Consider the following 25,580-nt stretch of genomic DNA (forward strand, 5'->3'; position numbering starts at 1 on the left):
TCACCGCCGTGTGGAAAGGGCTCGTCACATCGACCGGCCCGGGGTTAGGCTGGGGCTCCCCCGCCCATTTCCCCCCTTCGTCGTGAGCCGAATCATCTCGCCCGTCGCCACGCACGTCGTCGATCCCGCCCGGAGGAGGCAGAGGACCCCGTGAAAGCGTCGTCGTGGCTTCGCGCGCGCCCGCGCACCCTCGCGTCCGCGGGGATCGTCACGGCGGGCGCGGTGGCGATCAGCACGATGGCGTTCCTCTACGAGGGATTCCCGACGACCGAGGTCGACCTGCACGACGGGGGAGTGTGGGTCACGAAACAGTCGAGCCTGCTCGTCGGCCACTTCAACCACGAGTCGCGCGTGCTCGACTCCGGGTTGCGCACGGTCAGCGACGAGTACGACATCCTGCAGTCCGGCGACAACGTGCTCGTCGTCGACAAGGCGGGCTCCTCCGTGACGGCGATCGACCCCGCGATGGTGGTTCTCGGCGACAACGCGCAGGTGCCGGGCGGCGCCGACGTCGCGCTCGGCGGCTCGACCCTCGCGATCCTCGACCCGAGCGCCGGCTCGCTGTGGGTCCTGCCTGCGAAGGCGGTCGCGAGCTTCGAGGTCGCGGGCGCCGAGCCGTCGGCCGAGCTCGGCGAGGGCGCCGACGTCGCGGTCGGCCTCGACGGCACGGTCTACGCCGTCGCGCCCGCGACGGGCGAGGTCGTCACGATCCGCATGGGGGCCGACGGTGATCCGGCCGAGCCCGAGCGCGCGACGATCGACGGGCTCGGCGAGGACGCGGCCGCCTCGATCACGGTCGTCGGCGATATTCCGGTCGTGCTCGACAACGAGAGCCACACGATCTGGAGCACGCGCGGCCTGCGCGCCGAGCTCGGCGCGGGGGCGGCATCCGTGCTTCAGGCCCCGTCCGAGCCCAACGACGCTGTCATGGTCGCGGCGCCCGGAGCCCTGCTGCGGGTTCCGCTCGACGGCTCCGAGATCACCGAGACCAAGGCCGAGGGCGACGGGGCGCCGTCCGAGCCGGTGTACCTCGAAGGCTGCGCGTACGGCGTGTGGTCGGGGTCTGCCGCGTTCGTGCGCGACTGCGTCGGCGACGCCGACGACCAGTCGACGACGGTGCCGGGGGCCTCGCCGGATGCCGCGCTCAGGTTCCGTGTGAACCGTGACGTCATCGTGCTCAACGACGTCATCGGCGGCGCCGCGTGGATGGCCAGCGAAGACCTGCAGAAGGTCGACAACTGGGAGGACATCACTCCGCCCGAGGGCGAGACCGAGGAGAACGACGACGAGACGACCGACGAGACGGTCGAGACGACTCTCCCCGAGCGGTCGGCGATCAACACGCCGCCCGTCGCGGTGGACGACGAGTTCGGCGTCCGTCCCGGTCGCACGACGATGCTCCCGGTGCTCGACAACGACTCCGACGCCGACGGCGACGTGCTCACCGTCACGATTCCCGACGACGGGCCGTCGTTCGGAGAGGTGCAGTCGATCAACAGCGGTTCGGGCCTGCAGATCGCCGTGCCGGAGGACGCGACCGGCACGACGACGTTCCAGTACGAGGCCGACGACGGTCGCACCGGACGGGCGCGCGCGAACGTGCAGCTCACCGTGCACGACTGGAGCATCAACGGCGCGCCGAAGCAGAACCGCATCACGGCGATCGCGGTCGAGTCCGGCGGGGTCGTGTCCTACAACGTGCTGCCCGACTGGATCGACCCCGACGGCGACGACGTGTTCCTGAGATCGGTCACTCCGGCGGAGGGCGATGAGGTCGACTTCACGGCCGACGGCCGGATCACGTATCGCGCGCTCGGGCCGACGCAGGGTCGCAAGGAGGTGGTCATCTCCGTGTCGGACGGGTCCGAGGTCACGGAGGGCGTCGTGCGCTTCGACGTGCGCCCGCCCGGCTCGACGGTTCCCGTCGCGAACGCCGACCACGTCGTCGTGCGTGCCGGCAAGTCGGTCACGGTCTCGCCGCTCGCGAACGACACGAACCCGAGCCGCGAGCCGCTGCGCCTCACGCGCGTCGACGAGACGGCGGGGGCGTCGCTGTCTCCCGACTACGCCAACGGGCGGTTCGCGTTCTCCTCGAAGCAGCCCGGCGTGTACTACGTGCAGTACCTCGTGTCGGCCGGGTCGCTCTCGGCACCCGGCGTCGTGCGCGTCGACGTCCTGGAGGACTCCGACACGGACCTGCCTCCCGTCGCGGTGCGCGACGTCGCGCTGCTGCCGAGTGGCCGCGAGGTGCTCGTCGACGTGCTCGCGAACGACTCCGACCCCGCAGGCGGCATCCTCGTCGTACAGTCGGTGACCGTCGAGCCGTCGAGCGGCATCTCGGTGTCGGTGCTCGGGCACGAGACGCTCCGCATCACCGACCAGGGCGCGCTCGCCGAGCAGGTCACGGTCAAGTACACGATCTCCAACGGCAAGCACAGCGCCGACGGAGAGGTCGTCGTCATCCCGATCCCCGCGCCGTCGAAGCTGCGGCCCCCCGTCGCGAACGACGACCGCGTGGTCGTGCGCGCGGGCGACGTCGTCACGATCCCCGTGCTCGACAACGACTACCACCCGAACGACGACACGATCCACGTCGCTCCGGAGCTCGTCGAGCCGCTGCCCGCACCCGAGGACGGCGAGATCTTCGTCACGCAGGACACGGTGCGCTTCCGCGCGAGCGATGAGCCCGGCACCGTGTACGCGACGTACGAGGTCGTCGACAGCACGGGTCAGAAGGACGCCGGGTACCTCACGATCCAGGTGCTCCCGGTGAGCCCCGAGACGAACCAGGCGCCGCGGCCCGAGGAGCTCACGGCGCGCGTCGTCGGCGGCGCGACGGTGCGCATCGCGATCCCGCTCGACGGCATCGACCCCGACGGCGACTCCGTCGACCTCCTGGGCATCGCGTCCGCGCCCGAGAAGGGCCTCATCTCGGCGATCGGCCCGGACTGGCTGGAGTACCAGGCGGTCGGCGACTCGGTCGGCGTCGACGAGTTCTCCTACCGCGTGCGCGACCGGCTCGGCGCCCAGGCGACGGCCACGATCCGCGTCGGCATCGCTCCCGCGGGTTCGGTCAACCAGGCGCCCTACGCCGTGAAGGACGCGATCGTCATGCGCCCCGGCCGGTCGGTGGCCGTGCCCGTGCTCGAGAACGACTCCGACCCCGATGGCGATCAGATCACGCTCGTGCGCAACGGCGTCGAGACGGCCGACGTCCCGGGCCTGGCGGCAGAGGTCCTCGGCGATCGCGTCGTGGTCACGTCCCCCGGACGCGAGGTCGTCACGTCGCTGCAGTACCGCATCCGCGACGTGCGGGGCGCCGAGGCGATCGGCGTTCTTCAGATCACGGTCTCCGACGACGTGCCGCTCATGAAGCCGATCGCCCGCGACGACCGCATCGTCCCGCAGGATGTGGAGGACGCATCCGTCGATCTCGAGGTCCTCGCGAACGACGAGGATCCCGACGGCGTCGTCGCCGACCTCAAGGTCACGGCGGAGGGCACCGGGGTGCGCGTACTGCCGGACGGCCGCCTGCGCATCGAGATCGGCGACGAGGAGCGGCTCGTCCAGTACCGCATCACCGACCGCGACGGCCTCGAGGCGACCGCGTTCGTGCGCGTGCCGTCGCTGACCTCGCTGCCGCCGACGCTCGCGACGACCGAGGGCGTCGAGGTGAAGAGCGGCGAGACGATCGAGATCCCGCTCGCCGACCACGTGCGCACATCGCGCGGCACGCGAGCGGTGATCACCGAGGCGGCGAAGGTCTCCGCGGTGCACGGCGACGGCTCGGGGCTCGTCAAGGACCAGACGACCCTCGTCTACACCTCCGAGCAGGGCTACTTCGGTCAGGACGCGATCACGTTCGAGGTCACCGACGGAACCGGGCCCGACGACCCGGAGGGGCTCAAGGCCACCCTCACGCTTCCGGTCACGGTGCTGCCGCCCGACAACCAGCAGCCGGAGTTCCTCGACGGGCAACTCGACGTCGCGCCGGGCGAGGACGCGAGCCGGCTCGACCTGCGCGCCCTCACGACCGACCCCGACCCCGGCGACGTCGCGCGCGCCTCCTACACCCTCGTGGGCGGTGCGCCGAGCGGGCTGAGCGCGTCGATCTCGGACGGCACGCTGAACGTGAGTGCGGATGCCGCGACACCCAAGGGCACGCGGGCGACGCTCCGCGTGCGCATCGCCGACGGCGAGACGGAACCGATCGAGGGGAACGTCGTCGTGACCGTGACGGCCTCGACGCGCACGCTCCCGACCGCGAACGACGATGTGGTCGACGAGGCGCACCAGGGCACGACCGTCACGGTGCCCGTGCTGGCGAACGACTTCAACCCGTTCCCCGACCGGCCGCTCAAGGTCGTCGCCGCGGCGGTCGAGACGGGGAACGGCACCGCCGAGGTGAGCGGCGACCAGGTCGCGGTCAGCCCGAACAGCACCTTCGTCGGCACGATGGTCGTGCGCTACCGCATCCAGGACGCGACGGCCGACGTCGACCGCGAGGTCGAGGGCCGCATCCTCGTGACGGTGCAGGGTCGTCCCGAAGCTCCGGGAACGCCGACGGTGTCGAGCGTGCAGGACCGCACGGTCGTGCTGTCGTGGACGCCGCCCGCCGACAACGGCGCCGCGATCACCACCTACGTCGTGTCGTCGACGCGGGGCGACTACTCGAAGGACTGCACCGCGACGACGTGCACGCTCGATGGGCTCACGAACAACGTCGAGTACAACTTCACCGTCGTGGCGGTCAACCGCGTCGGCCCATCCGACCCGTCGCCCGCGTCCGAGACGGCGCGCCCCGACGCCCGCCCCGACACTCCGCAGGCGCCCTCGTTCACGGGCTTCGGCGACCGGAGTCTCTCGATCGCGTGGATCACGCCGACGACGCCCGGCTCGCCCGTGGAGTCGTTCACACTCGAGATCTCGCCCGCCCCGCCCTCGGGCGTCGCCCAGAAGACCGGCGTGACGGGCAACACGTACGTGTGGGAGGGCCTCGAGAACGGCACCGCGTACCAGGTCCGCGTCCAGGCGCACAACCGTGCGCCGGAGCCGTCGAGCTGGAGCGCGTGGTCGGCGACCGAGATCCCCGCGCGTGCCCCCGAGCCCGTCGCGGCTCCGGCGACGCAGCGCCTCGAGCCGGTCGGCGCGCAGGCGCAGCTCCAGGTGGCGTGGGCCGCGCCCGCCAACAACGGAGCCCCCATCGCCGGCTACGAGCTGCAGGTGATGCGCGGCGGGTCGGTCGTGAGCACGATCCCGGGCATTCCCGCCACTCAGACGAGCCAGGCCGTCGTCGTCGACACGTCGACCACGGACTACACGTTCCGGCTCCGCGCGAGCAACAAGGCGGGCTGGGGCGAGTGGGGAGCGCAATCCGCACCCCGGCGCGCGTTCACCGCACCCGGCGCGCCGACGATCACGAGCGTCACCCCCGGTGACCGCCGCCTCACCGTGACCTACACGCCCGGCGCGGGCAACGGCGCCACCGCGAGCGAGCTGCGCTACGAGTACTCGCTCAACGGCGGCGGCTGGCAGGCGTTCAACGGCTCGACGATCACCGGCCTCAACAACGGCACGACGTACCAGGTGCGCCTGCGCGCGTACACGTCGATGGACGGCGTGCGCTATGACGGAGCAGCCTCGGCCTCGTCGGCGGGCCAGATCCCCTACGGCCCCGTCAACACACCCGGTGCGACCGCGAACGCGAGCGGTACGAGCATCACTTACGGCTGGAGCGCGCCGGCGCCCAACGGCCGCCCGATCCAGCGCGTGCAGATCAACATCAACGGCAACGGGTGGGAGAACGTCTCACTCAATGGAAGCCGCACGGTCAACCACGGCTACGACTTCCGGGGCACGATCCAGGTGCGCGCGTACGACAGCGAAGGCCAGGTGTCCGCCGTGCGGTCGGCGTCCGACACGACGGCGCAGCAGCCGCAGGCGACGGCGCAGGCGGGCAAGGGCAGCCGCACGAACAGCCCGACCTGTACGAGCTCGCAGTGCGCGTACCTCACACTCACCACCTCGAATTTCCCGGCGGGCAGCTACCGCGTCTACTGCAACGCGACCGGCCCCTACGGAGGCACCCCGTTCGCGGGCGGCGCCTGGCGCGACATCCCGGCCAACGGCACGATCCAGCTCGGCTGCTACTTCGGCGACAGCGGCCAGCAGGCGTGGGTGACGATCGAGGGCTGGGGCGACTCCAGACGCACGACCTGGTAGCGCCGGCACCGCATACCGACGAAGACACACACAGCGACACGAGAGAGATCACCATGACGATGACACCGGAGCAGGCCTCCTGGTTCGAGGGGACGTTCACGCGCCTCGTCGACAACGTCGACCGCGCCCTCATGGGCAAGCGCGAGGTCGTCGGCCTCGTGCTCGCGGCGATGCTCGCCGAGGGACACGTGCTGCTCGAGGACGCCCCCGGCACGGGCAAGACCAGCCTCGCGAAAGCACTCGCCGCGACCGTGCAGGGCACGAGCTCGCGCATCCAGTTCACGCCCGACCTGCTGCCGTCGGATGTCACGGGCGTCACCATCTACGACCAGCAGGCGCACCGCTTCGAGTTCCACCGCGGCCCGGTCTTCGCGTCGATCGTGCTCGCCGACGAGATCAACCGCGCATCGCCGAAGACGCAGTCGGCGCTCCTGGAGGTCATGGAGGAGTCGCGCGTCACCGTCGACGGCGTGCCGCACGAGGTCGGCCGTCCGTTCCTCGTCATCGCGACGCAGAACCCCATCGAGCAGGCCGGCACGTACAAGCTCCCCGAGGCGCAGCTCGACCGGTTCCTCGTGAAGACGAGCATCGGCTACCCCGACCTCGCCGTCGCCGAGCGCATCCTCGCGGGCGCCGCCGACCGCAACCCGTCGGCCCACCTCCCCGCGATCATCACGACGGGAGCCGTCGCCGACATGGCCGATCTGGCCGCGACCGTGCACGTCGAGCCCGCGGTGCTGCGCTACACGGCGCAGCTGGCCGAGGCGACGCGTGCGGATGCCTCGGTGAACCTCGGCGTCTCGGTGCGCGGCTCGCTCGCGCTCATCCGCATCGCGAAGGTGTGGGCCGCCGCGCAGGGCCGCCACTTCGTGACGCCCGACGACATCAAGGCGCTCGTGCGCCCGGTGTGGACGCACCGCATCGTGCTCGACCCCGAGGCGGAATTCTCCGGCACGACCGCCGAGGCCGTCATCGCCCGCACGCTCGAGAGCGTCGCCGCACCGCAGGCGAGGGCCGCCGCCTGATGACCTCCGCGACCCTCGCGTCGGCCGACCCCACGCAGAACGAGTCCTCCCGCAGCGCGTCAGCGGTGCGCGAGGGCGGCGTGGGCGCGCCTGCGGGGGAGCGCAGGCAACGGTGGGCGGATGCCGCGGCTCCCGCGGCCGCGGCTGCGCTGCGCCATGTGCGGGCGGTCGCGGGCGTCATCCGCCCGATCGCGTGGGTGCTCATCGTCGCGGCCATCGCCCTGTGGATCGCGGGCAGCGTCCTCGGCTGGTGGGAGCTCACCGTGGCGGCGGTCGTCATCACGTCCGCGCTCGCGCTGTGCGCGCTGTTCCTCATCGGACGCACCGCCTACGACGTCTCGCTCGACCTCAACCGCACGCACGTCATCGTCGGCGAGCGCGCGGTCGGTGCGCTCACGCTCTCGAACCCCGGCGGGCGGGCGATCCTGCCATCCCGCGTCGTGCTCCCCGTCGGCGCGGGCCGAGGCGTGTTCGACGTGGGGCGCCTCGCTGCGGGCGAGTCGATCGAGGAGCTCTTCGCGATCCCGACGTCGCGTCGCACGGTGCTGCCGGTCGGCCCGGTGAGCGTCGTGCGCGGCGATCCGCTCGGCCTGTTCGAACGCGTCCACCGTCGCGACGAGCCGGTCGACCTGTACGTGCACCCGCGCACCGTGCGCTTCGACGGGCAGTCGCTCGGTTTCGTGCGCGACCTCGAGGGGCTCACCGCGCGCGACCTGTCACGCGACGACGTGTCGTTCCACGCGCTGCGCGAGTACCAGCCGGGCGACGACCTGCGGCATGTGCACTGGCGCTCGTCTGCCCGTACCGGGGACGTCATGGTGCGTCAGTACGAGGAGACGCGACGGTCCCACTTCGTCATCGGCCTGTCGTGCAACCCGTCCGACTATCGCGACACCGACGAGTTCGAGCTCGCGATCTCGGCCGCGGGCTCCCTCGGGCTCCGTGCCGTGCGTGACTCGCGCCGCGTCGACCTGCGGGTCCAGGGTCGCTCGGTGCCCGCCACGACGGGCAAGCGCCTGCTCGACGCGCTGTCGGCCCTCGAGCCGTCGAAGCCGCGCGACGGCGACATCCTCGACCTCACGACTGCGCTCGTGTCGACGGTCGAGCTCGCGAGCATCGTCGTGCTCGTGTGCGGCTCGGGCGTGAACCCCGCGAAGCTGCGTGCCGCGTGCGGCCGGGTTCCGTTCGGGGCGCGCGTGCTCGCGATCGTCGCCCACACGGGAGCAACTCCGTCGCTGCGCCGCGTCGGCGAGGCCGACGTCGTCACGATCGGCGAGTTGGAGCAGCTCCCGGCCGCGCTCCGGAAAGTGCTCGCATGAGCGCGCCGAGTGGAGCGACTCCCGTCGTCGAGCGGGCCAAGCGCGAGGAGGCCCGCGCCGAGGCCGCGCGGCGGCGCGAGCAGCGCGCCCGCCGCACGGCCGAGCGTCGCGCGACCGCGACGACGACCACGCGCCGCTGGGTGCTCGACCTCACCGCCGCCGCGCTGCTCATCGCGGTGCCGATCGCCGGGTTCTGGCCCACCTTCGGCGGACCGGCGTACCTTCCCGCGGCCGTGGGTGGAGCGCTCGTGGGCCTCGGCATCGCCGCGCTCGCCGCGCGCCTGCGCTGGGGCATGCTCGAGCAGGCGGGCCTCGTCGTGCTCGCATACTTCCTGCTCGGTCCCGCGCTCGCCGTCCCGCACACGACGATCGCCGGGGTGATCCCGACGCTCGAGTCGTGGATCCAGCTCGGCACGGGGATCGTCACGTCGTGGAAGCAGCTGCTCACGACCGTCGCGCCGGTCCCGGCATCCGAGCAGTTCCTCATCGTCCCGTTCATGCTGTCGCTCGTCGCCGCGACGCTCACAGCCGGCTTCGGACTCCGCCTGCGCCACGCCGCGTGGGCGCTGCTCCCCGCCGCCGCGTACCTCGCCACGCAGATCGCGCTCGGCACGTCGCAGCCTGCGATCCCGGTCGTCGAGGGCATCGTCTTCGCGGTCGTCGCCGTCGCGTGGCTCGCGCTCCGCGAGGCGTGGGCGCCGTCGGCCGCCGCGGTGTCGCTCGGGAGCGCGGGCGGGGGTGCGGATGCCGCGAAGAGCGGTTCGGCCCGTCGCGCGCTGCTCGGGTCGGGCATGATCGCGATCGCGGTCGTCGCGGGCGTCGTCACGAGCGGGTTCGCCGCACCGGCCGCCCCGCGGTACGTGCTTCGCGACATCGTCATCCCGCCGTTCGACGTCCGGGAGTACCCGAGCCCGCTGCAGTCCTTCCGCTCGCTCGTGCGCGACCACGCCGACGGCACGCTCTTCACCGTGACGGGCCTGCCGCAGGGGGCGCGCGTGCGCCTGGCCACGATGGACGCCTACTCGGGCACGGTCTACAACGTCTCGGATGAGGGCGCCGGCTCGTCGAGCGCGTTCGTGCCGATGCGCGACACGATGTCGCCGACCGTCGAGGGCGTCGAGGCGTCGGTGCGCGTCGAGATCGGCGAGCTGGACGGCGTGTGGATGCCCGAGGTCGGATCCATGGCATCCGTGCGGTTCGACGGCGACCGCGCGGACGACCTGCGCCGCTCGGCCCACTACAACGCCGCGACCCAAACGGCTGTCGTGACGGCCCGCCTGCAGGAGGGCGACGCGTACGACCTCGACGTCGTCGTGCCGTCGGTGCCGAGCGACAGGGCGCTCGAGGGCGTGAGCTTCGCTCCCGTGCGGCTTCCGAAGCAGAAGGGCGTCCCGAAGGAGTTCGCCGAGATCGCATCGGATGCCGCGGCCGACGCGTCATCGCCGATCGAGCAGGTCCGCGCGCTGCAGGAGACGCTGTCGACCGAGGGCTTCTTCAGCCACGGGCTCGAGGGCCAGCCGCTCTCCCGCGCCGGGCACGGCGCTGAGCGGATCACGACGCTGCTCGGCTCGGAGCAGATGGTCGGCGACGACGAGCAGTACGCCGTCGCGATGGCGCTGCTCGCGCGCGAGCTCGGCATCCCGGCACGCGTCGTCCTCGGGTTCTACCCCGACGAGGACCGCGCCGACGAGCCCGTGTTCGAGGCGAACGGCGAGAGCGTGCACGCGTGGGTCGAGGTCGCGTTCGACGGCGCCGGGTGGGTGCCGTTCGACCCGACGCCGCCCGAGGACCAGGTGCCGAGCGACCAGCAGACCAAGCCGCGCGCCGACCCGAAGCCGCAGGTGCTCCAGCCCCCGCCGCCGCAGCAGGAGCCCGTCGACCTGCCCCCGTCGATCCCCGACGAGCGCGAGCCTGAGGATGGCGACGACAGCATCGGCGCCGTGATCTGGGCGATCGTGTCGATCACGGCCGCGAGCCTCGGCGTGCTCGCGCTGCTCGCGTCGCCGTTCATCGTGATCGGCGTTCTCAAGTCGGCGCGCCGCCGCAAGCGCCGCAACGCCGAGCGCGCGGCCGACCGCATCAGCGGCGGCTGGGACGAGCTCGTCGATCGCGCCGTCGACTACGGGACTCCGGTCCGCGTCGGCGCCACGCGCCAGGAGGACGCGCAGACCGTCCGGACCGCGCTCGAGGAGCCGGCCGTGACGACTCTCGCCGTCCGGGCCGACGCGCAGGTGTTCGGCCCGTCCGAGCCCACGCAGCAGGACGTCGACGAGTTCTGGAGTCAGGTCGAGGAGATCGTGGGCACGATGGGCAGCCGTGCGACGTTCTGGCGTCGTGTGCGTGCGCGCCTGTCGCTGCGCTCGCTGCTGGCCGGCACGCGCTTCGCCCTCGCCCTGCCGTTCGCCTCCGCGCGCTCGTCCGTTCCCCCGTCGTCGCGCCGGTCCCGCACCGCCGCCGAACCCCGCACGCCTTCCGAACCCGCGGAGACCGCATGACCAACCCGCCCCCCGCAGCCACCGCCGCAGTGCCCGCCACGATCGGGCGCCGCGTCGGCGCCTATGTGATCGACGTCGCGATCGCGTGCGGCATCGCGCTCGTGTTCATCGGCGTGTGCGCCGCGATCATCTTCGCGGTCGGTCCCGCCTGGACGCAGAGCTCGCTCGCGCTGGCGATCCTCCTCATGTACACCGGCCTCGGGTTCGCCTCGCTCGCGTGGGCGCTCGTGTACACGGCGATGCAGGGCGTGCGCGGATCGATCGGCCAGCGCATGGTCGGAATCAGGCTGGCGGATGCCGCAACCGGCGGTCCCATCGGCTTCTGGCGCGCGCTCCTGCGCAACATCGTCTTCGGCCTCGCCGGCTCGATCGTCGTCGGGTACTTCTCGCCGCTCTTCGACTCGAGCGGCCGGCGCCAGGGGTGGCACGACAAGGTCGCATCCGCCCTTGTCGTCGACCGCACCGCCGCCGAGGCCCCCGCCGCGGCGCCGGCGCCCGCACCTGCCGACCGGGTCCCCCACCCGCACCTTCCGCAGCCCGCCGGCGCTCTGGCCACGCCCGCGGGCGGATTCACCGGCGCCGGCCGGCCCCCCGCCTTCGGCGCGCCGGGAACCCCGTCGGTCTCGGCCCCGACCGGACCGGTCCTCACTGGTGCCGCAGCGGCGCCCGCGACGGCTCCGGCCTACGCGGGAGCGGCCATTCCGCCGCGCCCGCCGCTGCCGTCGGCGCAGGCCGCGCCCGCGGTCGTCGTGCCGTCGACCGGCATGATCGCGCATGTCCCCGGGATCACCGGGGACCGTCCGGCGTGGGGTGGGACATCCGTCTCGTCCGTCGTCGACGACGACCTCGACTCGACACTCGTCGCCCCGTCGCGGTCGGTCGCCGCGGCCGGGCGTGCTGCGCTCGACCCCGACGCCCGGGCGATCGCGGTGCTCACGTGGGACGACGGCGGCCGCATGGCCGTGTACGGGCGCACGCTGTACGGCCGCAACCCCGCCGCCGAAGAGGGCGCGGTGAGCGTCGCCGTGCGCGACGAGACGCTGTCGCTGTCGAAGACGCACTTCGAGATCGGATGCGACGACTCGGGCGCGTGGATCGTGGACCGCCACTCGACGAACGGCACGATCCTCGTGCGCGACGGCATGCGGCATCCGCTTCTTCCCGGTCGGCAGACGAGCGTGCGCCCCGGCGACCGTCTCGAGTTCGGCGACCGCAGCGCGACGGTGAGCGGGCCATGACGAGCGGGACACCGGTGACGGTCGTGCACGGGTCGGCGACCGACCCGGGCCTGCGCCGCCGTGTCAACGAGGACTCGTTCATCGCGTCGTCGCCGCTGTTCCTCGTGGCGGACGGCATGGGCGGGCACTCGGCCGGCGAGATCGCGAGCGCGGCCGTCGTCGACGAGTTCTCGAAGCTCGCCGGGCGCGCAAGCCTCACGGTCGACGAGGTGCATGCGACGTTCGCGGCCGCCCGCCGTCGCGTCGAGGCGCTGCCGCCGGGCAGCGGCGCGGGCGCGGGCACGACGCTCACCGGCGTCGTCATCGCCGACATCGACGGCGAGGGCTACTGGCTCACGATCAACCTCGGCGACTCGCGCACGTACCGATTGAGCGAGGGCGAGTTCGAGCAGATCAGCGTCGACCACTCGATCGTGCAGGAGCTCATCGACAGCGGCGAGCTCGACGCCGCTGCCGCGACGCGCGACGCCCGCCGAAACGTCATCACGCGCGCGATCGGCGCGGGCAGCGAGTCGGAGCCGGACTACTGGCTCATCCCGGCGGAGGAGGGCGATCGCATCCTCGTGTGCTCCGACGGGCTGTCGGGCGAGCTCGACAGCGACGCGATCCGCGCGGTGCTCGTCGCGGAGCGCGACCCGCAGGCCGCCGCGACGCGGCTCGTGCACGAGGCGATGCTGCGCGGCGGCCGTGACAACATCACGGCGCTCGTCGTCGACGCCGTCGGTGTGCGCTCGCGCGCGCGCCGCGCAGGACACGACACCCTGCCCGGAGAGCCCGCCGACGACCACGTCGACGGCGACACGCTTCCGCGCGCGGTCGTAGGAGGAGGCTTCTGATGTCGGTGCACTATCGACCCGGCGGGATCCCGGTCGCCGTCACCCGCCGCGGGGCGGTCGCGCTGTCGGCCGACACCCCGCCCGTCCTCGCGGTGCGCATCTGGACCGAGGTCGCCGAGGGCCGCGGGTTCGCCGCCGTGCTCGAGACCCTGACGGGCGCGTTCGGCACATCGCTCGCGGCGCTCCCGCCGTTCGCGGTCGCGCTCGCCGAGGGTCCTTCGGTGCGCGTCGCGGTGCGCGGCTCGCTCGTTCTCGATGTCGAGACCGGCTCCGGTCCAGAGACGATCTCGGGTGCCGGGGTCACGACGTGGACCGAGCGCGTGCTCGAGGGCGTCACCAGCGTGACCGTCCGCGCCTCGGCGACCGTTGAGCGCGAGGGCGATCCCGGACTCCCGATCGCCGACGGAGTCGTGCTCGCGTCGACGGTGGAGTGGGTGCCGGATGTCGCCGAGCCGGTGGCGCGTCCGAGCGACCCCGCTCCCGTCGCCGAACCGGCGGCGGATGCCGGCGAGACCGTTCGCGCCGAGGCCCCGCCGACCCCCGTCATCGCGGCCGTCCCGCTCGACGGCTCGATGGTCGAGACGCTGCTGCCTTCCGAGTCGACGATCGTCCCTGCATCCGCCGATTCTGCAGGCGACGCCGAAGCGACCACCGGATACGACGAGCTGTGGGGTGCGACCGTCGCCCGCTCGACCCTCGACGCGGCCGTCCACGACGAGGGCGAGAGCCCCGGCGAAGCCGCATCCGCTCCGGCCGGCCACGCGATGGCGGGCGACCACGACGGCGAGACGATCTCGGTCGCGCAGGCCCGCGCGATGCGCACCGCAGGGATCGTGGACTCCGTGCCGCCGCCGCTCGCCGGCCCGCGGCCGAACGCGCCGGGCCGCATCCGGCTTTCCACAGGGCAGACCCTGCTGCTCGACCGCACGGTCGTCATCGGACGACGGCCTCGCGCGACGCGGGTGACCGGCACCGACCTGCCGCACCTCGTCGCGGTCGACAGCCCGCAGCAGGACATCTCGCGCAGCCACATCGAGCTGCGGGTCGAGGGCGACAGCATCGTCGCGACCGACCTGCGCACGACGAACGGCACGACGCTCGTCCGCCAGGGCGGCGACCCCGTGCGGCTGCATCCGGGTGAGCCGACCGTCGTCGTCCCCGGCGACGTCATCGACCTCGGCGACGGCGTCACGGTCACGGTCGAGGGGATCTCGTGAACGCGAAGCGCACGCCGCAGACACCTCCCGACCTGCCCGGCTTCACATACGTCGACGTGCTCGGGTCGGGTGGCTTCGCCGACGTCTACCTGTACGAGCAGCAGCTGCCCAAGCGTCGCGTCGCCGTCAAGGTGCTCCTCACCGAGCGCATGTCGAGCGGGTCGGTCGCCGAGTTCACCGCCGAGGCGAACGTCATGGCGATGCTGTCGACGCATCCGGCGATCGTCACGATCTACCAGGCGGGGGTCGCCGGCGACGGGCGGCCGTACCTCGTCATGGAGTACTGCCCCAAGCCGAACCTCCAGGTGCGCTACCGTCGCGAGCCGTTCTCGATCGCCGAGTCGCTTCGAGTGGGCGTGCAGGTCGCGGCCGCCGTCGAGACGGCGCACCGCGCGGGCGTCCTCCACCGCGACATCAAGCCCGCGAACATCCTCGTCACGGAATACAACCGCCCGGCGCTGACCGACTTCGGCATCGCGTCGACGACGAGCGCGGCCGCCGAGTCGGCGGGACTGTCGATCCCGTGGTCTCCGCCCGAGTCGTTCGCCGACTCGCCGCGCAGCGAGGTGCGCTCCGACGTGTACGCGCTCGGCGCGACCGTCTATACGCTGCTCGCGGGCCGTTCGCCGTTCGAACAGGCGGGGCGCCGCAACACCGCGGCCGAGCTCATCGAGCGGATCGAGACCGCGCCGCTGCCGCCGCTCGACCGCGCCGACGTGCCCGCGTCGCTGCACGCGGTGCTCGCGCGCGCGATGGCGAAGTCGGTGACCGACCGCTATGAGAATGCGCTCGCCTTCGCCCGCGCGCTGCAGAAGGTGCAGATCGAGCTGTCGCACTCGGTGACGCCGATCGACATCCTCGACGACGGTGCGACCGACGAGATCGTCGAGGACGAGGACGACGGCCTCACGCGCGTGCGCGGCGTCGTCAGCATCCACCCCGAGACGAATCCCGCGGCCGGCCTCACGCGTCCGTCTGCCACCACGGCGCCGTCGCGGCGCGAGCCGTACGTCGAGCCGGATGTCGAGGCGCCCGACGACACCGTGCTGCGCGCCGACGCGACGGCTGCGGTCGGCGACACGGTCCTGCGGCCGGCATCCGGTCCCGCCGCGCCGCCCGTGCCGTCCTCCATCCCGGGTGTCGCGACCCCCGCGCAGGGTCGGTTCGACGCGATCGACGAGACGGTCCTGCGCGCGCCGACCACCGCGCCCGTCCCACGGCCCGAGCCGCCCGCGCCGTCGCGCAAGGGCCTGGTCATCGGCCTCGTCGCCGCCGCAGCCGTCGTGGTGGTCGCGGTCGTGCTGGCGGTGTCGCTTCCGGCGCTGCTGGGCGGAACGCCGGATGCCGCGCCTACCCCACCCGCGACCTCGGCGCCCAAGGACCCGGTCTCGGCCGTCGTGGCACCGCCCGCCGACCTCGCGGGTGCCCCGGCGGCGAACGGCGTCGAGTTCACGTGGACGAACCCCGACCCGCAGGAGGGCGACAAGTACCTCGTTGGGGTCGTGACGCGCGCCGACCAGGACCCCGAGCTCGAGGCGGTGACCGAGTCGTCCGTGACCGTGCCCGCCGATGCGTCCGGCACGACGTGCATCGAGGTGATGGTCGTGCGCACGAACGGGCAGTCGTCCGATCCGGCGAAGGGATGCGTGCCGTGAGCGGTGTGGAGCCCCGCGTGGTCGAATCGCGGCCCGACCGCCTGACCGTCGAGTTCGCCGGCGAGATCTTCGACGTCGAGCCGTCGCAGACCTTCACGGTGGGGCGCGAGGGCGATCTCGCGATCGATGACAACCTGTTCCTGCACCGCCAGTTCCTCACGATCGAGCGGGTCGGCGGGCTGTGGATCCTCTCCAACGTCGGCAGCCGGCTGTCGGCGACCGTGACCGACTCGGGCAGTCGCGTGCAGGCGTGGCTCGCACCGGGGGCGCGCCTTCCGCTCGTGTTCGCCGCGACGACCGTGATCTTCAGTGCGGGCCCGACGACCTACGAGCTGACGATCCACGCGGCCGAGCCCACCTTCCGCGAGACGCAGACGATCGACGACGAGTCCGACGGCCTCTCGACGATCGGCGAGGTGCCCCTCACGGCGAGCCAGAAGCTCATGATCCTCGCGCTCGCCGAACCTATGCTGCGGCGCGAGGGGACAGGCATGAGCGAGCTGCCGACGTCGGCGCAGGCCGCCCAGCGACTGGGCTGGACGCTCACGCGCTTCAACCGCAAGCTCGACAACGTCTGCGACAAGCTCGACCGCATCGGCGTGCCCGGGCTCCGCGGCGGCGTCCGCTCCTTCGCGACGAACCGCCGCGTGCGACTCGTCGAGCATGCGATCGCCGCGCGTCTCGTGACGCGCGAGGACCTCCCGCTCCTCGACGAGGAGCGCGACGCGAACGGCGACGAGGACGCCTGAACGCACGCGCCGGCTGACGCCGGCCCTCGCGGGTGCGCCGCCTCAGCGGCCGCTGTCGGCCAGGTGGCGCGCGCCGTGCGTCAGCACCTTCACGACGACGCCGCGGCGGTGCAGCTCGGCGACCGTGCGCGTCTCCTCGTCGATGTCGCGACCGAGCGCGTGCACGTTCGCGACGACGAGCACGTCCCCGCGGCTGAGGCGCCCGAACAGGCGGACGAGCCGCTCCTCCCACGTCTCGAGCGTCTCGGGCGCCGGGTGACGGAAGCCCTCGATCGGCACCCCGAAGTGGGTCAGCAGCTCGCGCTGCTCGACGACCGACGGCATGTCCTCGCGCGCGACGACGAGGCCGACGAGCCGCGAGCCTGCGGGGCGGGCCTGCCACCAGTTGCGGTCGCGCTGCAGCTCGGTGAAGCACTTGGGGCACTCCGCCGCCTCGTGCGGCAGGTGCAGTGGGCTCGTGTCGGCCCTCACGTCCGGGGCATCGCCGCTCGCGCCCGCCCGCAGCGTCGCGGAGGGGTCGTGTGTGCCGATGTCGCTCATATGGCCGCCTTCCCTGACGTCCATTGTGCCCTCTCGCGGCAAGTCGTCCGAAAGATAAGGCCCCCGGTCACTCCTCCCCACGGAGCCGTAGTTGGAGGCTCACTTGATCGGCGTCGAGCTCGGCGAGCGCGTGACGCAGGATCTGCGAGCTGAACTCGCCGCCGGAGCTGAGCTCGACGAGCCGTGCGCGCATCGCCTCGATCATCGCGATCCGCAGCTCGAGGAGGTCGCGCGTCAGCCCGGTCTCCTCGTCTTCGGGCGGCCGGATGAGGCGCTTCCCGACGCGGTCCGTGAGCTCGGTCGGGTACGGGGTGCCGTCGCGTCTGCGGGTCGTCTCCGACAGGGCGGATGCCGCGGCCTCCCGCAGCTCGTCGTCGAGGCGCTTCTGCTGCGCGCGGTCCAGGGACTCGTCGGGCGGGTCGATGCGCAGCATCCGCACCAGTGCGGGAAGGGTGAAACCCTGCAGCATGAGGCTCCCGACCGCGACGAGGAACGCCACGAACACGAGCAGCGCGCGCTCAGGCGTGTCGTGCGGAAGGGTCTGCGCCGCGGCGAGCGTCACGACTCCGCGCATGCCCGCCCACACGATGACCGTGCCGTGCTTCCACCCGAGCGGCGACGCGTTGTAGTAGTCGATGTCGGCGAGCGCGGTGCGCACGCGGCGTCGCAGGAGGTCCATGCGCCGCTCGACGTGCTCGGGGCTGCGCGGGCCGCGCGCGGAGGCCGGCGGCGTCTCGGCCGCGACGTGGTTCAGCCGCTTCGTGTACTCGTCGAGCCTGCGCTGCCGGACGCGGGCGCGCCTCGCCTGCAGCCACACGATGAACGCGACGTATGCGGTGCGCACGACGAGCACGATCGCGAGGGCGACCGCGGCGAGCCACACGCCGTGCCAGATGCCCTCTTCGCTCTCGCCGTTCGCGCGCGCGATCTCCTTCAGCTCGAGGCCCATCACGAGGAAGACCGCGCCCTCGAGCACGAGTTCGACCGTGCGCCAGTTGACCCGGTCGGACAAGCGCTGCTCGGGCGTGAACCACCGCGCGGATCCTTGGCCCGTGACGATGCCGGCGACGACCGCGGCGACCAGGCCCGATCCGCCGAGGTGCTCGGTCGGAAGATACGCCGCGAACGGCACGACGAACCCGATCGCGGTGTTGGCGGCGGGGTTGGAGATGAGCGCGCGCACGCGCAGGTTGACATATCCGATGATCCCGCCGACGATGAGCGCCGCGACCACGCCCCACACGAAGGCGCCGAAGAACCCGGGTCGCGCGACCTCCTCGACCTCCTGCACCACGGTCGAGGCGCCGACAGCGGATGCCGCGACCGCCGTGCGCAGCAGCACGAGGGACGTCGCATCGTTGAGCAGGCTCTCGCCCTCGAGCAGCGTCACCACGCGACTCGACATGCCCAGGCGCTTGACGATCGACGTCGCGACGGCGTCGGTCGGACTGAGGATCGCCCCCAGCGCGAGCGCCAGCATGAAGTCGAGGTCGGGCAGCACCGCCTGGAAGAAGAACGCGAGCGCGACGGCGCTCATCACGACCAGCAGCGCCGACAGCCCCACGACCGGGCCGAAGTCGCGGCGGAACTCGATCGCGGGGAGGTTGACCGCCGCCGAGTAGAGCAGGGGCGGCAGCACGCCCACGATGATGAACTCGGGGTCGACCTGGACGGCCGGCACGAAGGGCAGCAGGCTCACGACGAGACCGATCATCACGAGGATGAGGGGTCCGGCGATGCGGACCTTGGGGGCGATGGCGGTCGCGACCGCGATGACGACGATGGCGAGGATGGCGAGGGCGAGGGGGTCTTCGATCACACGACCCCCCACGCCGCCACGGCATCGCGTTCGGTCATGAGCTCGGCCACCGACCGGTCGAGGCGCTCGCGAGCGCGCTCGTCGAGGGGAAGGCCCTCGATCACGCGGTAGCCCGAGCCGTCCGACGAGACGGGGAACGAGCACACGAGCCCCTCCGGGACGCCGTACTCGCCGCGCGAGACGACGGCAGCCGAGGTCCACTCCGTGCCGAAGTGCTCGTCACGCACGTGCTGGAGGGTCGCGTTGGCGGCGGATGCCACCGACGAAGATCCTCGCACGTCGATGATCTCCTGCCCGCGCTTGGCCACGCGCGGCACGAACTCGTCGTCGAGCCAGCGCGTCGCCGCATCCGCGCCGCCGAATCGCTCCGCGAGCAGCTCGGGAACCGGGCGCCCCGCAGCTGTCGCGTAGGTCACGTCGGGGAACTGCGTCGCGGAGTGGTTCCCCCACACCGCGACGCGGTCGATCTCGCCCGCCCTCATCCCGAGTGCCTCGGAGAGCTGCCCGACCGCACGGTCGTGGTCGAGGCGCGTGAGCGCGGTGATCCGGTCGCGCGGGATGTCGGGGGCGGATGCCGCGAGCACGAGCGCGTTGGTGTTGGCGGGGTTGCCCACCACGACGATCCGCACATCGTCAGCGGCGACGGCGCCCAGGGCTTCGCCCTGGGGTCCGAAGATCCCGGCGTTCGCCGCGAGCAGGTCGGCCCGCTCCATGCCCGGGCCTCGGGGGCGCGCCCCGACGAGCAGGGCGACCTGGCAGCCGTCGAACGCGACACGGGGGTCGTCGGTGAGTTCGACGTCGTCGAGCAGCGGGAAGGCGCAGTCCTGCAGTTCGAGCACGGCGCCCTCGGCGCTGCGCAGGCCCTGCGGGATCTCGAGGAGTCGGAGCCGCACGGGCCGATCGCCGAGCATGTCGCCCGCCGCGATGCGGAAGAGGAGTGCGTATCCGATCTGGCCTCCTGCACCCGTGAGCGTCACGGTCAAGGGGTCCATGTGCAGAGCCTATGCCCGGTACCGTGGCGCCATGACGTTCAACGACAACGCGAGCGTGGGCGGCAACCGGGCCCGGCGCCGCGGCGGCGCCATCGCCGCCGGCGGCATCGGGGGGATCGGCGCCATCGCTGTGCTGCTGCTGAGCCTGTTCACCGGCGGCGACTTCTCGAGCCTGCTCGGCGGCGGAGCAGCGCCCGTCGGGGGCGGTCAGGAGTCGGAGATCCAGCAGTGCGAGACGGGCGCGGATGCCAACGCCCGCGACGACTGCCGCCTCGCCGCCGCCTCGCTGAACCTCGATCAGTACTGGGAGGGCCAGGTGCAGGGCTACCGTGCACCCGGCCTCATCATCGTCGACGGCTCGACATCCACGCAGTGCGGCACGGCGTCGAACCAGACCGGTCCCTTCTACTGCCCGCCGGAGGAGACGGTCTACGTCGACCCGACCTTCTTCGCGCTCCTGCGCGACCGGTTCGACGCGAGCGCGGGCCCCCTCGCGCAGCTGTACGTGCTCGCGCACGAGTACGGGCATCACGTGCAGAGCATCGCGGGCATCATGAACGCGCACCCGAACAACGGCACGGGTCCCGACAGCAACGGCGTGCGCATCGAGCTGCAGGCCGACTGCTTCGCGGGCGCGTGGGTGCAGGACATGACCCAGCAGGTCGATGAGAACGGCGTGCCCTTCATGCGCGAGCCGACGGGGCAGCAGCTCCAGGACGCGCTCGGCGCGGCATCCGCCGTCGGCGACGACCACATCCAGCAGCAGTCCGGCGGCTTCGTCAACCCCGAGAGCTGGACCCACGGATCGAGCGAACAGCGTCAGCGCTGGTTCGCCGCGGGCTACCGGGGAGGTGTCGAGGCGTGTGATACGTTCACGGTGCCGGGGGGCAGCTTATGACGGAACTCGACGGGATTCTCCACCCGCCGATCAAACCTTACGAAACAGGCTCGCTGATCGTGGGCGACGGTCAGCGCGTCCATTGGGAGCAGAGCGGCAATCCTGACGGCAAGCCCGTCATCGTGCTGCACGGGGGTCCCGGGGCAGGGTCGCGCCCGTGGTACCGGCGGTTCTTCGACAAGGACCGGTACCGCATCATCCAGCTCGACCAGCGCGGCACGGGGCGCAGCACCCCGTCGGCGGCCGAGCCCGAGGTCGACCTGCGCCACAACACGACGTGGCACCTCGTCGCCGACCTCGAGCTGCTGCGCCGCAACCTCGGCATCGCGACATGGCAGCTGTTCGGCGGCTCGTGGGGCGCCGCGCTCGCGCTCGCGTACGCCGAGGCGCACCCCGACTCGGTGAGCGAGCTCGTGCTGCGCGGCGTCTTCACGCTCCGCCGCCACGAGATGGAGTGGCTGTACGAGGGCGGCGCCGCGGTGATCTACCCCGACCTGTGGGAGGAGTTCATCGCGCCCATCCCCGTGCTCGAGCGCACGCACATGATCGAGGCGTACCACCGGCGCCTGTTCGACGCCGACCCGGCGGTGCACGTGCCCGCTGCGATCGCCTGGACGCGCTGGAGCACCGCGATGAGCAGCCTGCTCCCGCACCCCGAGGTCGTCGCGAGCCTCACGCAGCCTCGGCCGGCCGTCACGTTCGCGCGGCTTCAGAACCACTACTTCCTGCACAACGGCTGGCTCGAGGAGGGTCAGCTCATCGCGCGCGTCGACGCGATCCGGCACCTGCCCGCCGCGATCGTGCAGGGCCGCTACGACGTGTGCGCGCCGCCGATGACGGCGTGGGATCTGCATCGCGCGTGGCCGGAGGCGGAGTTGACGATCGTTCCGGATGCCTCGCACCTCGCGAGCGAGCCCGGGATCGCGCGTGCGCTCAGGGCCGCGACCGACCGCTTCGCGGAGAGCTCCTGAGCGGCGTTCTGGGCCGTTTGGGGCGGATCATCACCATCGGGGCGCACGAGGTGCGCCCCAAGAGCCGGAAATGCGCCCCAAACCCCTCCGTCATGACGGGCGGATACCCCGGATGAGGTCCGCTGCGACCTCGCCGATCACGATCGCCGGGGCGTTCGTGTGCCCGCGGATGACCTTCGGCATCACCGAGGCATCCGCCACGCGCAGTCCCTCGACGCCGCGCACGCGGAGTTCGGGGTCGACCGGAGCCGCGGCATCCGTGCCCATCCGCGCCGTGCCCACCGGGTGGTACAGCGTGTGAGAGTAGCGGCGCAGCGAGAGCGCGGCGCGCTCGACCGCGGTCATCTTCTCTCCGCCCTCGGGCTGCACCCACCCGCCCGTCGTGACGGCGCGGAGCGCCTCGGTGTCGATGAGCCGCTCGCACTCGGCGAGGCCCGCGAGGAGCGTCTGCTCGTCGATGCCGTCCGGGTCGGTGAGGTAGCCCGGATCGATGACGGCCTTCGCTGTGGGGTCGCCTGACGCGAGGCGGATCGTGCCGCGGCTGCGCGGGCGCAGCAGGATCGCCGCGACCGTGACGCCCTCGGCGGGAAGCGGCACGAGACCCTCGCCGACGTACGGCGCCGCGGCGAAGATGATCTCGATGTCGGGCAGGTCGTCGGGCACGCCGGCGCGCTCCGCGACCGGGGTGCGTACGAACCCGTACGCCTCGGCGACATTCGACGTGAGCATCCCGCGGCGGTTCGCGAGGTAACGCCCCAGCTCCCCGGGCTTCTCGGCGCCGAACAGCGTCCCTCCGTGCGCGGCGGGCGCGAGTCCCGACACGAGGTGGTCCTGCAGGTTGGCTCCGACCTCCGGCGCGTCGACGAGCGTGCGGATGCCGTGCTCGGCGAGGTGCTCGGACGGCCCGATGCCGCTCAGCATGAGCAGCTGCGGTGTGTTGATCGCACCGCCGCACAGGATGACCTCGCGCCGGGCGACGGCGTGCCGCGTCGTGCCCCTGACGTCGACGTAGACGCCGGTGGCGCGGGGCGCTTCGTCTCGCTGGGCTCGCTCAGCGGGCGGTGAGGCGGCGCCCGGGCGCGAGAAGGTCACGCGCCGCACGAGCGCGTTCGTCACGACGCGCAGATTCGGACGCTTGTTCGCCGGCCGGAGGTACGCGTCCGCGGTCGACTCGCGAGCGCCGCGGCGCTGCGTCACCATCGTCTGCGAGAACCCCTGGCGGGACGGCAGATTGGCGGCGGTGACCGGATGCCCCAGCTCTCGCGCCGCGTCGAGGAATGCCGCCGTGTGCGGGCGCGGGTGGCGCTGCCGCTCGACCGAGACCGCCCCGCTCGTGCCCTGCGTCGCATCGACGGCGCCCTGCGTGCGCTCGACGCGACGGAAGTAGGGGACGAGCGCGTCCCACGACCACGTCGGGCCCGCGGCATCCGCCCACTCGTCGTAGTCTGCCGCGAACCCGCGGATCCACATCATCGCGTTGAGCGACGACGATCCGCCGAGGGTCTTGCCGCGCGGCCAGTAGATCGTGCGATCCTCGAGCGCCGGCTGCGGCACCGTGTCGTAGTTCCAGTCGTACGGACCCCGGAACAGCTTCGAGAACGCGGCCGGCACGTGCAGTTCGAGCGCTCTGTCGGGTCCGCCCGCTTCGAGCAGCAGAACCGAGACCGACGGGTCCTCGCTGAGTCGCGCCGCGAGGGCGGCGCCGGCCGAGCCCGCACCGACCACGATGTAGTCCGCCGCCGCGAGGGCCGCTCGGCGCCGCGGGCTCATGCGCGGAACGCCTGCACGAGGGTGCCCGCGAGGCGCGCCCAGCTGCCGTCCATGCGGAACCGCGTGAAGCCCTCGCTCACGGTCGCGCCCGTCCGGGCGGTCACGAACCACGGCGGCTTCGGCAGCACCGAGAACGTGCCGGGGCGCAGCAGCGCCGGCACCGAGCGGGGGAACGGACGGAACGGGCCCCGCACGACCGAACGCTCGACGCGATCGAGCAGCAGCGCGTTGTGCACGACGCCGAGACCGCTCTGCACGTCGGCGGCGGTCGATCCGGGGAACGCGCCCCACGTGCACGTCGGCGTGAGGAACCCGAACGCGGTCCACGCGTTGATCGCGACCGTGCCGTAGCGCAGGCCGGCGATCGCGTGCTCGAACCCGTCGCCCAGCGCGTCCATCGTCGCCGGGTCGATGAGCACGTTCGCGCCGAGCGTGCCGACGAGTCTGTCGTTCGCGTGCTCGACCGCCGCGTCGAGGAACTCCTGCCCGTTGCCCCGCAGCGACACGACCCCGAGCACCGGCGAGAAGTACTCGGTCGTCTCGAGGTCGGTGGCGCTCGCGGCATCCGCTTCGACGATCACGCGCGTGCGCGACGCGTTCCACCGGGCCGACGGGTGGGCGGATGCCGCGGCGTCGAGCTTTTCCTCGCTGCGCGGGTACCACACGGGCCGCTCCGGCGCGCGGTCGTACGCGGCGCGCAGCTCGCCGAGGAACGCCTCGCGCTGCGGCCAGTCGGAGCTCAGGATGACGACCTGCGCCGCGATGCAGTTGTGGCCGCTGTTCTGCAGCCGCATCGTCGCGATGTGCTCCGCCTGGAAGCGAAGGTCCGCCTTCGTCCAGCGTCCAGGGACGACGATGATCGGCGACACGCCGCCGAGCTCGGCCGTGATCGGCTTCTTCAGCAGCGGCCGGTTCTCGCGCCGTCGCCGCTCCGCCGTCCCCCCGGTTCCTGAGTCCGTCGAAGGGCCCCACACGATCGCGTCGAAGGTCGCCGCGGCACCCGTGACGTGCACGTGTGCGATGCGCGCGTTCGCCGTCAGTGCCCCACCGACGTCGTGGCCGCCGGTGACGATCCGCAGGAACCCCGGCTCGATGAGGGGGGCGAGCGCCCGCTGGAACACCGACAGGAGCGCGTTCTGGGTCGGGTTGATCTTGAGAATCGAGACGCGATTGTGCGCGAGCAGCTCGTAGAGCACGTCGAGCACGGGGATGGACGTGACGTTGCCGGCCCCGAGCACGAGCCCGATGCCGCCGGACGCCGTCGGCTCCAGCTGCGCGAGGCCCGCGGCCCGCCGCGCCTCGTCATCGGTCACACCGGGCTCGAACCACACCTCGCCCGTGTAGCCCGACAGCAGCAGGCCGTCGACGGGGCTCTGCGGGAAGACGTGCGCGCGCAGGCGGCCGCCGGGCGCAGCATCCGTCTTGATGCCGTCGAGGGGGCTGAGACCCGACGCGAGCTTCTCGAGCGTCGCGCGATAGGCGTCGATCGCGACGAGGACGGCGTACGGCCCCGAGAGCCACTCCTCGCCCCGAAGCGGATGCCCCGGCTCGACCCCCTTCGACGTCGACGCCGTATCGGCCCACTCCTCCGCGACCGCCGACACAGTCGTGTGCAGCGCCTTCATGAGCCGCGCGCGCTGGTCGAGCGTGACGTGCGCCCACGCGGTCGCGCCGCGCTCGAGCGCGTCGAGGTCCGCCTCGATGAGGTCGAGGACGGGGTCGGATGCCGCCAGGGCGGCCTTCGCGCCACGAGGCGGCTTCGTCGTCGTCTTCGCCGTGGGCACCGGGTTCTCCTTCGGGTGGGTGTCGTCAAGCCTACGTGGGCGAGGCGGGC

At 72.4% G+C, this 25,580-nt stretch carries 16 protein-coding genes; 11 read left to right on the forward strand and 5 right to left on the reverse strand.

The window, feature by feature from the left end; genetic code table 11:
- Positions 1 to 150: 150 nt before the first annotated feature.
- Genes BJ991_RS03510 through BJ991_RS03550 form a run of 9 tightly spaced genes read left to right on the forward strand, consistent with a single transcriptional unit; the run spans position 151 to position 16,756 of the window.
- Positions 151 to 6,222 carry an Ig-like domain-containing protein gene (locus BJ991_RS03510; protein ID WP_179487505.1) on the forward strand — a complete coding sequence of 2,024 codons (6,072 nt, stop codon included), beginning with the start codon at positions 151 to 153 and terminating at the stop codon, positions 6,220 to 6,222.
- Between the two features lie 53 nt (positions 6,223 to 6,275).
- A complete protein-coding gene (locus BJ991_RS03515; protein ID WP_179487507.1) occupies positions 6,276 to 7,247 on the forward strand; it encodes an AAA family ATPase in 972 nt (323 codons plus the stop codon).
- Positions 7,247 to 8,566 carry a DUF58 domain-containing protein gene (locus BJ991_RS03520; RefSeq protein ID WP_179487509.1) on the forward strand — a complete coding sequence of 440 codons (1,320 nt, stop codon included), beginning with the start codon at positions 7,247 to 7,249 and terminating at the stop codon, positions 8,564 to 8,566. The genes BJ991_RS03515 and BJ991_RS03520 overlap by 1 nt, the downstream gene beginning before the upstream one ends.
- Positions 8,563 to 11,061: a transglutaminase-like domain-containing protein gene (locus BJ991_RS03525; RefSeq protein ID WP_179487511.1), complete on the forward strand. Its 2,499-nt coding sequence runs from the start codon at positions 8,563 to 8,565 to the stop codon at positions 11,059 to 11,061. The genes BJ991_RS03520 and BJ991_RS03525 overlap by 4 nt, the downstream gene beginning before the upstream one ends.
- Positions 11,058 to 12,299 carry an RDD family protein gene (locus BJ991_RS03530; protein WP_179487513.1) on the forward strand — a complete coding sequence of 414 codons (1,242 nt, stop codon included), beginning with the start codon at positions 11,058 to 11,060 and terminating at the stop codon, positions 12,297 to 12,299. Before BJ991_RS03525 ends, BJ991_RS03530 begins: the two co-directional genes overlap by 4 nt.
- Complete coding sequence (locus BJ991_RS03535) at positions 12,296 to 13,135, forward strand: PP2C family protein-serine/threonine phosphatase (protein ID WP_179487515.1); 840 nt, start codon at positions 12,296 to 12,298, stop codon at positions 13,133 to 13,135. Before BJ991_RS03530 ends, BJ991_RS03535 begins: the two co-directional genes overlap by 4 nt.
- On the forward strand, positions 13,135 to 14,352 hold the full coding sequence (locus BJ991_RS03540) for an FHA domain-containing protein (RefSeq protein ID WP_179487517.1): 1,218 nt from the start codon (positions 13,135 to 13,137) through the stop codon (positions 14,350 to 14,352). Before BJ991_RS03535 ends, BJ991_RS03540 begins: the two co-directional genes overlap by 1 nt.
- Positions 14,349 to 16,007 (forward strand): protein kinase domain-containing protein, encoded by a 1,659-nt coding sequence (locus BJ991_RS03545; RefSeq protein WP_179487519.1) that lies wholly within the window; start codon positions 14,349 to 14,351, stop codon positions 16,005 to 16,007. The genes BJ991_RS03540 and BJ991_RS03545 overlap by 4 nt, the downstream gene beginning before the upstream one ends.
- Positions 16,004 to 16,756, forward strand: coding sequence for a hypothetical protein (locus BJ991_RS03550; protein ID WP_343048636.1), 753 nt, complete (start codon positions 16,004 to 16,006; stop codon positions 16,754 to 16,756). The genes BJ991_RS03545 and BJ991_RS03550 overlap by 4 nt, the downstream gene beginning before the upstream one ends.
- A 42-nt stretch (positions 16,757 to 16,798) precedes the next feature.
- Here BJ991_RS03550 and BJ991_RS03555 read toward each other — a convergent pair whose 3' ends face one another.
- The 3 genes from BJ991_RS03555 to BJ991_RS03565 all read right to left on the reverse strand — a co-directional run bounded on the left by BJ991_RS03555 (position 16,799) and on the right by BJ991_RS03565 (position 20,107).
- Positions 16,799 to 17,296 (reverse strand): recombinase family protein, encoded by a 498-nt coding sequence (locus tag BJ991_RS03555; protein ID WP_179487523.1) that lies wholly within the window; start codon positions 17,294 to 17,296, stop codon positions 16,799 to 16,801.
- 67 nt (positions 17,297 to 17,363) lie between these two features.
- The gene (locus tag BJ991_RS03560; RefSeq protein ID WP_343048637.1) at positions 17,364 to 19,115 is read right to left on the reverse strand and encodes a cation:proton antiporter; all 1,752 of its coding nucleotides are present in this window, start codon (positions 19,113 to 19,115) and stop codon (positions 17,364 to 17,366) included.
- Positions 19,112 to 20,107 carry a malate dehydrogenase gene (locus BJ991_RS03565; protein WP_218852853.1) on the reverse strand — a complete coding sequence of 332 codons (996 nt, stop codon included), beginning with the start codon at positions 20,105 to 20,107 and terminating at the stop codon, positions 19,112 to 19,114. Before BJ991_RS03565 ends, BJ991_RS03560 begins: the two co-directional genes overlap by 4 nt.
- Before the next feature lie 31 nt (positions 20,108 to 20,138).
- Here BJ991_RS03565 and ypfJ point away from each other — a divergent pair, with 31 nt between their 5' ends.
- Together ypfJ and pip are read left to right on the forward strand one after the other, a co-directional pair.
- Positions 20,139 to 21,005 (forward strand): KPN_02809 family neutral zinc metallopeptidase, encoded by an 867-nt coding sequence (ypfJ, locus tag BJ991_RS03570; RefSeq protein WP_179487525.1) that lies wholly within the window; start codon positions 20,139 to 20,141, stop codon positions 21,003 to 21,005.
- Positions 21,002 to 21,976 (forward strand): prolyl aminopeptidase, encoded by a 975-nt coding sequence (pip, locus tag BJ991_RS03575; protein WP_179487527.1) that lies wholly within the window; start codon positions 21,002 to 21,004, stop codon positions 21,974 to 21,976. Before ypfJ ends, pip begins: the two co-directional genes overlap by 4 nt.
- A 90-nt stretch (positions 21,977 to 22,066) precedes the next feature.
- Here pip and BJ991_RS03580 read toward each other — a convergent pair whose 3' ends face one another.
- Both BJ991_RS03580 and BJ991_RS03585 read right to left on the reverse strand, forming a co-directional pair.
- Positions 22,067 to 23,746: a GMC family oxidoreductase gene (locus tag BJ991_RS03580; RefSeq protein WP_179487529.1), complete on the reverse strand. Its 1,680-nt coding sequence runs from the start codon at positions 23,744 to 23,746 to the stop codon at positions 22,067 to 22,069.
- Positions 23,743 to 25,530, reverse strand: coding sequence for an aldehyde dehydrogenase family protein (locus BJ991_RS03585; protein WP_425487518.1), 1,788 nt, complete (start codon positions 25,528 to 25,530; stop codon positions 23,743 to 23,745). The genes BJ991_RS03580 and BJ991_RS03585 overlap by 4 nt, the downstream gene beginning before the upstream one ends.
- Positions 25,531 to 25,580 lie beyond the last annotated feature (50 nt).

Source organism: Microbacterium immunditiarum, assembly GCF_013409785.1.
Lineage (GTDB): Bacteria > Actinomycetota > Actinomycetes > Actinomycetales > Microbacteriaceae > Microbacterium > Microbacterium immunditiarum.